Here is a 10,832-nt window from a genome sequence, read left to right on the forward strand (position 1 = left end):
ATTGTACACATCATCACTAATAGGCGACTTTTGTTTCTTCGTTATCAGATTGTAATCTTTAGTTTTCGCATGTATTAATTTCTTTAAGCTCTTTAGCTTCTCTTCACTATCTATCGTATTATTAGAAATTCCGAGGAAATCACGAATGTACCTGAAATAGGAATAGATTACGGAAAAATAATTGTCTAGAGTAGAGTAAAATTGAATATTATAGTTTTCAATATAATAAATTGCACTATCAGCAAATTTCTTCTCGTTCATTCCACGCAAAATGTCTTCCCAATTGTTATCCGACAGATTACCTATTACAATTAGATACTCACAAAAAACCTCTAATTTTCTTCTATAAGTAACCGTTGAACTTTCAAAATATTTCCCTTCAGTTTCTGTCTCTAAAAAAGAATTAAATGTCTCTTTTAATTTCATAGTTTTCTCCTCTTTACAAGGTATTTCACCTAACTCCATATCTACGAACTTCACTAATACCACCATCATATGACGATTACCGTATTTCGTAAACACCTATATACTTGTGGAGTTAGCGAAGCTCAATGCTTGGTTTAAATTTGGAGTGGTTTGTCGTTTCCAAATCCTAGTCCTGCCCCTCCTATAAATCCAGGGGACTTCGTATTCTCCGTGCATCTTTTAAAGTAACGTGGGTGTATCGTTCTGTTGTGCGACTGCTTTCGTGACCTAGCAGCTCCTGAATGTAACGCAAGTCGGTTCCTGCTTCCAGCAAATGTGTTGCAAACGAATGACGTAATGTGTGCAGACTGGCCTTTTTTTGCAAGTTGGATTGTAGCAGTGCTTGTTCGAACACCTTTTGTACCGTTCTTTCCGTGATATGCTTGCCTGTGGCTTGGCCGGGAAACAACCATTTCTGAGGAGTGTGTTGTTTTATGTATTCCCGAAGAACATCAAGTGCGGATTGCGAAAGAATCGTATAACGGTCCTTTCTTCCTTTTGCCTGCCTGACCTTGACTAAATACCGTTCCGCATCGATCTCTTCTAGTCTTAACCGAACCACCTCACTTACCCGTAGGCCGGAGGAATATGTCAGATATAATATGGCCTTATGTTTCAGGTTATGTACATGTTCCAACACCCTCCGTATTTCCTCTAGAGTTAGCACGTTCGGTAATTTCTCCTCCTTCTTTGGTCTGATATATGCGTCCAATGCCAAGGATTCGTTAAAGACATGTTATGTATAGAATTTCAATGCGCTCACAGCCTGATTCACATACGCATGCGAATAATGATGACCTAGAAGAGACAGCAGATATTGTTGAATACGTATTTCATTTCCTATAGACGTCCCATTATCCTGTGTAAATTGAACATAGCGACGAACATGCCCCACATAGGTTTTGATGGTTCGCCTGCTGTAGCCTTTCAGTATTAATATATCCTTCATTCTCCGTTGTTCTTTCGAATCCCAACGTACATGCCGTTCTCGCCTTGCGGTTCAGGTTCGGCTTCGGATTGAATCTAGTTCCCAATCACCATTTCATTTGTATGGCCGCTAGCGATCAGGGCTCTTTCCGTATAATTCTTGAATATCTGTGAGGTCTGGATCGATCGAAAATTGACCTTCAGGAAATCTTGTAACCAATGAGTGGACTACCTCTTTACGGAAAGGAATCCTCCATACCTTCTCATCAGGCAACCACCTTCTGCCCGGAATACGTTTGATGAATGCAATATCTTCTGCAATAAACCCTTTTAGCGATACCGCCAAGTGACGATCATCCCATCGGGTTATGACCACTTCCATTCTGATCTCCTCCTTCATAATCTCCTCAAATCCACTCCTACACAAAAAAGACCCACAGTCCGTCATATCCATGACCGGGCTGCAGGTCTTCGTACTTCGAAGCCTATTGTTACGCTGGAATCCTATCGCATGATGTTCTTATCCGTCTTCCTTCTTATTACATCTTTCCAACGGCCTGGGGACCAAATATAAGAACAAATTTGATAATGATCACTCCCTGACTCTCTTCTGCTTTTATAAATATCGATGTCGTTGTTCTATATGTCTTTAATGAACGCAACGATCCGATTCACTTCTCTATATCCTATCCTTTTATGAAATGCCTGACTTCCGTCATTATGCAATTCAGCATCTGAGGCCACCTGGGCACATCCTAACGACTTTGACCATTGTTCTCCTGCTTCAACTAGCTGTCTGGAAATGCCCTTATTCCTGTATTCTTCTTCTACATATATTCCTTCAATATACCCTACGGGACTTGATTCGGATCCTTCCACATAATCATATCGCAACGACATATGGATGAAACCCACAACCTTATCTCCAATAACCGCTAGATAGAAAATGTCCCTTTCTGAATACAATAATTCTTCATATTCAGCTCTTAAATGTTCCACCGTATTGTCCGGCCATAATTTCAAGGCTAAGGATACTAATGCTATGAGTTCCGATTCACTCGCCTTTACAATTATCATGAGCTTCACCACGCTTATATCATTTTTCGTAACGTTGGCAGGATTGACTTAACACACATCCATGGCTCTCATACGCTTCATATACTCATAAACATCATACATGGCTGTTATACCTGGTCTTGTGCCTAATAATGATGTGGTATTTTCTTCATGTAAGTTCACCTGGGATCAGAATACGAAGATGATGAGTACAAAGGCCATGATCCAAATGGAAGGAACGAGATTGATCGCTACGATAGAAAGAGGACGCATCTTCTTCACATAGATCCAGGATAATAAGGAGCATCGCAACCGCTATTGGATATAATGTGACCATGATCATAATGCCTACTCCCCAAAGCGACAAACCGCTATCAAACACCATGAACGATACACCCCACACGATAAGCCAAGGCACTAACATCAACGCGTAGATGGACTGACTGATAAACAGAAATAATTTCATGATCTGGGCTCCGGCTTAACAAAAATAAAATGGTCGTAAGGATTCCAGACATGCAGATGATCAGCGCGATATCCTCTTAGCCACAGCGCATCATTCATCCGCCGAAGATAGAAGCCTTTCGGGAAATCATCATCATCCGTCAGCCTCCTTGAGGCTATCGTAATGGAGCCCGATGGCGCTTGATTTCGCTGTACACCGTCTCCTGAATCCCCTTCTGGCTGGTCGGCGTACTGCAATCTTATATATGGGCCCAGCTCAAGCGGGCATAATGCCAGGCCGAATTCGGCTGCTCTTTGGTATATCTGATCCGTCGTCGCTCCATCGCGAAAACCAAGATCGCCAACCGTGACTTCAACGGTTTGCAGGCTGTATCTAGTATCTGAGGTGGTAAATCGATCATCCGTTAATAATCGCTCGGCGTACTCATTCATCCTAATATCACTTTGTTTCAGCTTCTGAATGAGCTGTGCTTTCGTAAGCCCACCTATTTCTACTGTTCTTGTAGTTACTAGACGATTCGGGTACACTTCTTCGTTGTCGACATGCATTCCTCTTCCTCCTGTCAGGTGTCTATTAGATAGGCTAAAGCATATTCTTGCTCAGCCTGCAAATTTGGGATTTCATCCGGATTTGAAGCGTACATGATGCACATTCCATAATTCACTTAGAAAAAGCAGCTCCGAAAGGATCTCTTCTTTACTTAATTCGTCCGAGTGGATGCGAAGCAAATAGGAATCGCTGGAATCGGTTTCGATTTTATAAGTAATCGTGTCCGAAACTTGAATAAATTGAATACAGCTCCAATCCAGATCATAATATTGAAGCGCAGTTAGTGCGACTTTCCTTGCACGGGACAGCAAGTCTTTCCTTCCTTCGTCCGTGTCATAGTGAAAGAAAGATTTCATAGTGGGTTCTCCTTTATGGGAGTAACTTTGATGATGGGCCGCCTGTCCATTTCCCGGACTTATGCTGTCAACACCACGGAGCGCATGGAGCGAGATTTATGCTGTGCTACGTTGTGTTTCCACTTCTTCGCATACTCCCGACCCACATATCGCCTGTTTTCATAAAATAGGATCGTTCAATCCTTCCATCCACCTCGGTTTCAAAGGTTTTGAAGGCTTTATTCTGTATTTCATTCACTTCTTGAGCAGTTTCTAAATCACTTTCCCACACAACGTATCCATTCACACATCTTTTCCAGACAAAACGATCCATTAACGGGTGGTGAATCCTCAATGGAAAGTCCTTATGTTCTTCGTGATCCATAAAGATATTGTTGTAATAATCAATTTCATCGTTAATAGCCGCGACAATCTGAGAGTCCATGAATTCCGGATCGCCTAACCATATTTTTAAATAATAGGGTTGATTCAGCTGTTCAAGCTGTTCTTGCCAAGCTACATAGATTTCAATCAATTGATAGAAAATTTGTCTTCTGAATTTATACGGGGGATTTTTCCTTCCTATGAGGTTGGGGTTTATTTGATATAAGTTATAGAATGGGCTAATCCACAGCTTTACATATTCCTTATTATATTGAAGTAAAGAATCAACGTGGAGTTGTTTATGATAATCGGCCCAGGTTTCAAGCTTCCTCGCTTTCTTCCTCATACCGCGTATCTTTTTATGTATGGATGTTAATTTCATCGATGTACTCCTTCAAGTAGTTCGGCAAATTCACCTAATGTCCTGGTATTTTCATACACCCGGGCTTCGGCTGCCGGCATCTTCAAATACTCACATGACGATCTCATTTACGCTTTACTAATGTCATGGCTTGACTGGCAGCGGATTCATATACGGCATCCATGACCAATTGTACGCGATGACCGTCTGCAAAGGTAGGTACGTTTAAATCCACCTTCTGATTAACGATGGAATGATAAATCTGATCGACCATCGGATATAATCCTCTATAATATTGATTCGCTGGAGCTGGCAAATGACTTGGAAGGCTTTGATCTTCTATTTGCAAATTATGAAATTCTCCTCCTGAACTTATCATTAAATCCCTATCATTGTTCATGACCAGCGTTCCCTTAGTCCCGAAAATCTCCAATTTCCATCCATTTCCTCGTACTGCAGGATAGAATACATCTACCATAAAGGGCGTCCCATTCTCAAAATGTCCCATTATAGTAAAAGCATCGTCAGAGTCTCTCTGCTCAATCCCAGCGGATCCATGAAATACTGGAACTAACGTTTTTAATTCTGCATATACATCCGAAATGGGCTGATCCATCCACCACATCAATGAATCCAGCATATGTGATCCCACCGCAGATAAAAACCCACCTCCATCCTGTCTTCTTCCCTCCCAGCCTCTGTACTGTGATAATAAGTTGTTATAACCCGAGAAACTTCCTATATATTTAATGTATTGAATCTCCCCTAATTCGTTATTGCTAACCATTTCTTTGATTTTCATTCTCTCTGGAGTAAGTCTCCATTGAAAATTAACAAACCCCATCACATTGGAGTTTTGTTGTGCTTCGAGCATGCTCGAAGTTTGACATGCGCTTATTCCTAAAGGCTTCTCGCATAACACATGAACATTTTTGTTTATCGATTCCATGGTCATCTCATAGTGGTGACTGGGAACGGAGCATATGGTTATGAGGTCCAGTTCTTCTTTATCCAGCATCTCTTTCCAGTTGGTATAAATATGATTGACTTCAATTTCTTTGAACGCGTCATTGGATCTCCCTCTATAGACACTGGCAATAGCCTTAACTTCAAACCCCTCATGTAGTCCCAAGATAGGAGCATGAACCGTAGCACCGAATCCAGTGCCAATGATTCCAACTTGAATTTTCTTCATAGACAAATTCGCCCCTTAATATTTATAGTTTCGACCAGCTGGTTCGTAATAACGCTCCTGTATTCCCGCGTGCACCCGATTTTATACGATATCGACGGTATTCTCGAATAATTAAATGCATAGTTACTATCCTCTACGTAAATCCTTCATACGATTTCTACAGATTGACTGTTCCCTTGGGTGCTGGTTTACAATATTCTCGAGGTGATCATGATGCGGATTCAAGAAGTATGCGCAGCGCTAGGATTAACCAAAAAAGCGGTAGAATACTACATCCAGCAGGAGCTGCTCTCGCCTAAGGCGCTTGATAACGGCTATCGCCAATTTAGCAAACAGGATATAGAACGGTTGCGGAAAATTAGTGTTTTACGCAAGCTTGGATTAACAATAAAGGAGATTAAGCAGACGCTTGCCGATCATGGGGATGCCATGCTCCAGCAGAAATTAATGCATAACGAACAGCGCTTGATGCATGAGCATATGAGGCATTCGCTGCTGGCTGAATTAAGTGCGGACGGTGACTGGCTTGAGATCGAAAACAAACCGCGTGCCTTGGAGCAGCAGGAGACATTAAGCAGCAAGCTGCTTAACGCCTTTCCAGGAGAATATGGCCGCTTTATCGCTGTCCATTTCGCTCATTTTCTTCCGGATGCAATAGAAAGTTCAGATCAGCAAGCAGCGTTCGAGGAAATCATCAGCTTTCTGGATGACACCGCCACCTTGTCATATCCGGCGCAGGGGCAGTCAACGCTGGACGATCTGCAGTCCGGTCTGGATGACCAGCAAGCGATGCTAACGCTATCGGACTGGCATCAGCTGTCGGCAGACATGATTGAGCATGTGCGCCAGGCGGAGCATTTTCTAGAGGAGCATGAGGAGAGCATCCAGGCATATCTGGCCTTCAAACAGTCTGAGCAGTATTTGACTTCCCCTGCTTATCAGATGCACAAGCGGCTGCGTGAATTTCAGCAAGCCAGCGGCTATTACGAACGCTTTATCCCTGCAATGAAACGACTAAGTCCGGCTTATCGCGAATACACCGAGATGCTTGAACAAGCTTCCAATGCGCTGCGTGCCAAATATAATGATCAGCGTTAAGCCAGCTACTACCCGTTATTGGGCTGAGAACGCTTGATTACCCCATCATAGTAATACTCCATAGCCAATAGAATTTGTTTCTTATAATTGACCGTGTAACCGTCCAACTTATGGTCGTTAAAAACTTGATGTATGAATACACGCAAGCTTGCCGTATTGGCATAACCCAATCATAATAGCATTTTGTGATTGAAGCAATTCACAGTAGGGTTTCCGCTGTAAGGAATGGCCGTCTATTCGTCAGCCTGTATGATGTCCCCAACCGCTTTCAATCCCATAGCTGCTCTTTAAGACGACTATGGCTCGGATCCTCAGTCTCGTATATCTCGTCATGATAATCAGGTGTGAATAGCATGCAGGAAAAAGCCTTGCAGCGCCCTTCGTTACGTTATGCGTTGACAGTTTACCTTGTCGATTTTATAATGAATAATAATTCATTCATTAAAAGGAGTAACTAAATTGCCCCGTACACCTGAACAATACGAAGCTATGCGCCTTGCAACCCGCACCAAAATCCAGACAGCGGCGATGCGGCTGTTCGTTCGTCAAGGATACGGCTCCACCAATGTGCAGCATATTGCCGATCAGGCTGGCATCAGCACCGGTCTGCTGTACCGCCATTACAGTACTAAGGAGCAGCTATTCGAGGAACTGGTGCAGTTCGCCATGACCGGACTTGAGGCGCTAATCGCCAAATTTCAGACCAGCGATGAGCCCGTTGAGGAACTGGCACGGTTCGCTGACGAAGTGTATCACGATCTGTCCGCCGGCGATGACTTTGGGCACCTCTTACTGCTGATGACGCAATCCTTCTTCTCCACGGAGACGGACGATCGGAAAGAGGCTCTCAGGCAGCTCAATACCAATCTACTCCAAGCGACTGCAGCGCTCATCCACCAAGGGCAGCGGCAAGGCAAGCTCCGAGAAGGGAACGCTTTTGAGATGGCGCAATATTTCTTTGCCTCCATTCAGGGACTGGCGATGATGAAGGTGATGCTTGAGGGTGAATTTTCCATGCCATCGAGATCGCTCTTGACCATAATATTCGATAAGGAAGGTGAAACGTTGTGAAGCACTCAGGCTCATTTAAGGTTGTCCGGGCAGATCGCGCGGGTGTAGAGGTCAGAAACCAGATGGCGGAGATTTTCGCCGACGGCTTCTCGCAGTGGCTCACGTATTTCTCTAAGGACCGGGATATCACCGCGAAGGCATTCGCTCATATGTTCGTTCTGGACCAATTTTATGTGGCGCTCGCTGGTGATCGCGTGGCGGCCTTTGGCGCATGCACGGACTGTCAGAAATTCTCCACGGAGCTTCAAAGCGCACCGCTCCGCCGGCATCTGGGCTGGTTCAAGGGCACGATGGCAGCGCTCATTCTGAAGAGGGAATTCCAAAAGCCGTTTATCAACCCGCCAGCCGAAACGGGCTCCATCGAGTTTATTGGTACTGCCTTATCTTTCCGCGGCCAAGGAGCGGCCTCGGCAGTTATTCAACATATGCTGGATCATTTGCCGTACCGTAACTATCTTATCGAAGAGGTCGCAGATACCAATGTCCCGGCCATACGCTTATATGAGAAGCTGGGGTTCACCGAATACAGACGCAAGCCCCTATCGTCAATGCAGGCCCGAAGATCTGGCATCAATCACATGATCTCGCTGCGTTTGGAGAAGGCCTGAGCCACAACAAAGCCTGCCCGGTACTCGGGCAGGCTTCCAGATCAGCTCTTCTTTGAACAATTTGAGCCAATAACATTTATAAGATTTGTATATCTCTAGATAACTTTCATCTACATCAAGATCAATATGACTTTTCCGTCCACAAAAGAAACGACATTAAAATTGGAGTACCCCCAAGTTTCAATGGTTTTTCCGCCACCGGAGGTAATGTCCTTAGCAGCTGGATCTCCCCATGACAGCTGTACCTGCTCCTTCGTCATGCCTAGAGAAACCTGTCCCGCCTTAATCTGTTTCCAGATGGAGGCGGACCATTTGTATTTTTGATAAGGGTCGTACGTTAATAACGAAGACCGGTCTGCAAACAGCTGCGTCACTTCCGAAGAGCGCATAGAGTAACTTTTCACCGTTTTCCCTGATGCCGTTTTGAAAATCACGTTGAATTGACCCTTGTCGTCAGGCACAATGTCAGTTACCGTCAATTTCGAGAAGCGTTCCAGGTTCTCGAAATCATTCACCCAATACGTCCGGCCGATAAACTTAACCAAATTGCCTTGCATCGCTTTTTTGATCAATCCAGCCGTTTCGGTGGAGACCACAGTCATGGTCGCATCCGTGCCGAGGGAGATATGCGCTTGCTTCCACTTGGCATCCCAGCTGGTTGTAGCCCCTAATGCATCAGATAATAGAGAGGCCGGAATGAGCATTTCGCCCTTATCGTTCATTGGCGCAGCCTTGAGACGGATGGAGCGTTCATTCAGCTTGGCTTGGTTACTGCCTGCTTTGAACCAGAGCACACTCTGTCCGAATTTCGCCTCCACGCCTCCGTTTTTAGCCGAATAGGTACCTCCCAGTGCTTGGATAACGGACTTCGCCGGAACCATGACATTGCCTTTGACCTGTTTGGCGTATTTCAAATTGTTGCGCAGGCTGGACGATACCGTTACCGATTTGGATTGTCCGCCCGATGTCACCGTCATTTGCGTCTTTCCGACACCCGTAGATTTCAACGTGCCGTTCTTCTGGACAGTCAATAAATAAGGTTTTTCGATCTCGATGCTTGCATCTTTAACGGGCACCTTGATCTTGGCTCCGTTCGTGTAGTTCTCCTGGATACTCACTTCCAAGGAATCTCCTACATAAGGCGTCGTATTGGATATCGCAACGGATAAGCTTTTAACTACCGGGACATCCACATTCTTGTTCTGTCCATCCTTGTGATGTATCCAGCTTCCGTCACCTCGCTGCGCATAGAAGCCCTCCGACAAATCCTTTGCATTCCCGTAAATGGATGTCCTTACAATCCCGCTAAGTCCCGTGATCTGCTCCTTGAGCTTCCAGCGGTCTTTGTACGTTCCGGTTGTCCACACGGTTCCGTCCTGGAGTGTCACGATCAGAAGATCCGTCGGCTCATTGGATACATAAACGATATGAGCTGCATGTTGAGCCACGGTAACCGGGATGATCCGCCCGTTATCGTCGAAGTTCGACGTCTCGTACACTACCACGTCGCCGTTATCATGCAGCAGAGCGACGCGTCCACTGTGTACCGTCATGGATTTGACAGATGCCGGACTGTCCACGATCCCGAGCTTTTTAAACTGTCCCTTCTTGTAGTTATCCTCCAGTAGCAGTTCTCCGCTTGAGGACAATGCAGCGAATTCCTGATCCGCATTGGCAATCAGCAGAATGCCGCTGAGATTGTTTACTTTTACATTGCCGCTCCATACGGTACCATCCGACTTCAGCCAGTAGTAACCCGAAATCTGCTTCACGCCGCTTGTGCCCGGAACAACCTCGGGGCCCTTGCCAACGCCCCACTCCACTAAGCGGCCCTCCTGCGTCATCCCGATGCCCCTGTACTCATAACCACTAATGGCTACGAGGTTGCCTGGGGTTCGAATGCTATGGCGTCCGTCAATCAAGGACCACATGGAGCCGTCGCTCATCAGATAGGTATTCTTTCCCGCAATGTCCCGGATCTTGAGCTCGGCCCCTTCGGCAGAAGTACTGTCGGGGCTGCCCCCCGCCAAACCGAGTCCCACCAGCATGCTAAACAAAACGAGAACATACAACGATCTTTTCACTTATGACCTCTCCTCATCGTCCAAGTAGGAATATTTTTCTAACAGCCTCGATTGATTTCGACAAGATAGGCTGTATTTCCTGCATATGTAGTGAGACGCTGATCAATAAGGAACTAAAGAGCACTCACCGATGGATAACAATCTTCTACACTCAGTTCTTGTTGATAAACGGTGTCCCCCATAACCACAAAAAAGCCTATTGATCAGTAATTGATCAATAGGCTTTTATTATT

General features: G+C 45.1%; 14 protein-coding genes. 3 read left to right on the forward strand and 11 right to left on the reverse strand.

Annotated features, from left to right (window positions below; all coding sequences use genetic code 11):
• From CHH67_RS21795 to CHH67_RS21835, 10 genes are all read right to left on the reverse strand, one after another.
• Positions 1-465, reverse strand: a 465-nt coding sequence (locus tag CHH67_RS21795) for a hypothetical protein (RefSeq protein WP_218832074.1), incomplete at its 3' end; no start/stop codon positions are given.
• Positions 466-607: 142 nt separating this feature from the next.
• Entirely contained in the window at positions 608-1,132 is a 525-nt protein-coding gene (locus tag CHH67_RS26905; RefSeq protein WP_255223042.1) for a tyrosine-type recombinase/integrase, read from the reverse strand.
• Positions 1,133-1,201: 69 nt separating this feature from the next.
• Positions 1,202-1,414, reverse strand: a complete 213-nt coding sequence (locus tag CHH67_RS26910) for a phage integrase N-terminal SAM-like domain-containing protein (RefSeq protein WP_155619155.1) — start codon at positions 1,412-1,414, stop codon at positions 1,202-1,204.
• 108 nt (positions 1,415-1,522) lie between these two features.
• Positions 1,523-1,774: a hypothetical protein gene (locus CHH67_RS21805; RefSeq protein ID WP_095267487.1), complete on the reverse strand. Its 252-nt coding sequence runs from the start codon at positions 1,772-1,774 to the stop codon at positions 1,523-1,525.
• 257 nt (positions 1,775-2,031) lie between these two features.
• Positions 2,032-2,469 (reverse strand): aminoglycoside 6'-N-acetyltransferase, encoded by a 438-nt coding sequence (gene aac(6') / locus CHH67_RS21810; protein WP_095267488.1) that lies wholly within the window; start codon positions 2,467-2,469, stop codon positions 2,032-2,034.
• Between the two features lie 148 nt (positions 2,470-2,617).
• Positions 2,618-2,914: a hypothetical protein gene (locus CHH67_RS21815; RefSeq protein WP_095267489.1), complete on the reverse strand. Its 297-nt coding sequence runs from the start codon at positions 2,912-2,914 to the stop codon at positions 2,618-2,620.
• On the reverse strand, positions 2,911-3,462 hold the full coding sequence (locus CHH67_RS21820; protein ID WP_095267490.1) for a helicase: 552 nt from the start codon (positions 3,460-3,462) through the stop codon (positions 2,911-2,913). The genes CHH67_RS21815 and CHH67_RS21820 overlap by 4 nt, the downstream gene beginning before the upstream one ends.
• A gap of 72 nt (positions 3,463-3,534) precedes the next feature.
• Entirely contained in the window at positions 3,535-3,819 is a 285-nt protein-coding gene (locus tag CHH67_RS21825) for a hypothetical protein (protein ID WP_179292194.1), read from the reverse strand.
• A gap of 106 nt (positions 3,820-3,925) precedes the next feature.
• Positions 3,926-4,564: a hypothetical protein gene (locus CHH67_RS21830; RefSeq protein WP_095267491.1), complete on the reverse strand. Its 639-nt coding sequence runs from the start codon at positions 4,562-4,564 to the stop codon at positions 3,926-3,928.
• Positions 4,565-4,667: 103 nt separating this feature from the next.
• On the reverse strand, positions 4,668-5,738 hold the full coding sequence (locus CHH67_RS21835; RefSeq protein ID WP_095267492.1) for a Gfo/Idh/MocA family protein: 1,071 nt from the start codon (positions 5,736-5,738) through the stop codon (positions 4,668-4,670).
• Positions 5,739-5,948: 210 nt separating this feature from the next.
• Here CHH67_RS21835 and CHH67_RS21840 point away from each other — a divergent pair, with 210 nt between their 5' ends.
• The 3 genes from CHH67_RS21840 to CHH67_RS21850 all read left to right on the forward strand — a co-directional run bounded on the left by CHH67_RS21840 (position 5,949) and on the right by CHH67_RS21850 (position 8,515).
• A complete protein-coding gene (locus CHH67_RS21840) occupies positions 5,949-6,836 on the forward strand; it encodes a MerR family transcriptional regulator (RefSeq protein ID WP_095267493.1) in 888 nt (295 codons plus the stop codon).
• Positions 6,837-7,295: 459 nt separating this feature from the next.
• Positions 7,296-7,907, forward strand: a complete 612-nt coding sequence (locus CHH67_RS21845) for a TetR/AcrR family transcriptional regulator (RefSeq protein ID WP_095267494.1) — start codon at positions 7,296-7,298, stop codon at positions 7,905-7,907.
• Entirely contained in the window at positions 7,904-8,515 is a 612-nt protein-coding gene (locus tag CHH67_RS21850; RefSeq protein ID WP_244908298.1) for a GNAT family N-acetyltransferase, read from the forward strand. The genes CHH67_RS21845 and CHH67_RS21850 overlap by 4 nt, the downstream gene beginning before the upstream one ends.
• A gap of 110 nt (positions 8,516-8,625) precedes the next feature.
• On the opposite strand, the gene CHH67_RS21855 is transcribed toward CHH67_RS21850, so the two are convergent.
• Complete coding sequence (locus tag CHH67_RS21855) at positions 8,626-10,599, reverse strand: stalk domain-containing protein (RefSeq protein WP_095267495.1); 1,974 nt, start codon at positions 10,597-10,599, stop codon at positions 8,626-8,628.
• Positions 10,600-10,832 lie beyond the last annotated feature (233 nt).

The sequence above is a fragment of the Paenibacillus campinasensis genome (assembly GCF_002272015.1).
Lineage (GTDB): Bacteria > Bacillota > Bacilli > Paenibacillales > Paenibacillaceae > Paenibacillus_AQ > Paenibacillus_AQ campinasensis.

Coding starts and splice junctions, on each gene's coding strand:
- CHH67_RS21835 (WP_095267492.1), bottom strand. CDS start 5,738: ATGAAGAAAATTCAAGTTGGAATCATTGGCACTGGATTCGGTGCTACG.
- CHH67_RS21840 (WP_095267493.1), top strand. CDS start 5,949: ATGATGCGGATTCAAGAAGTATGCGCAGCGCTAGGATTAACCAAAAAA.
- CHH67_RS21805 (WP_095267487.1), bottom strand. CDS start 1,774: ATGGAAGTGGTCATAACCCGATGGGATGATCGTCACTTGGCGGTATCG.
- CHH67_RS21820 (WP_095267490.1), bottom strand. CDS start 3,462: ATGCATGTCGACAACGAAGAAGTGTACCCGAATCGTCTAGTAACTACA.
- CHH67_RS21825 (WP_179292194.1), bottom strand. CDS start 3,819: ATGAAATCTTTCTTTCACTATGACACGGACGAAGGAAGGAAAGACTTG.
- CHH67_RS21830 (WP_095267491.1), bottom strand. CDS start 4,564: ATGAAATTAACATCCATACATAAAAAGATACGCGGTATGAGGAAGAAA.
- CHH67_RS21815 (WP_095267489.1), bottom strand. CDS start 2,914: ATGAAATTATTTCTGTTTATCAGTCAGTCCATCTACGCGTTGATGTTA.
- CHH67_RS26910 (WP_155619155.1), bottom strand. CDS start 1,414: ATGAAGGATATATTAATACTGAAAGGCTACAGCAGGCGAACCATCAAA.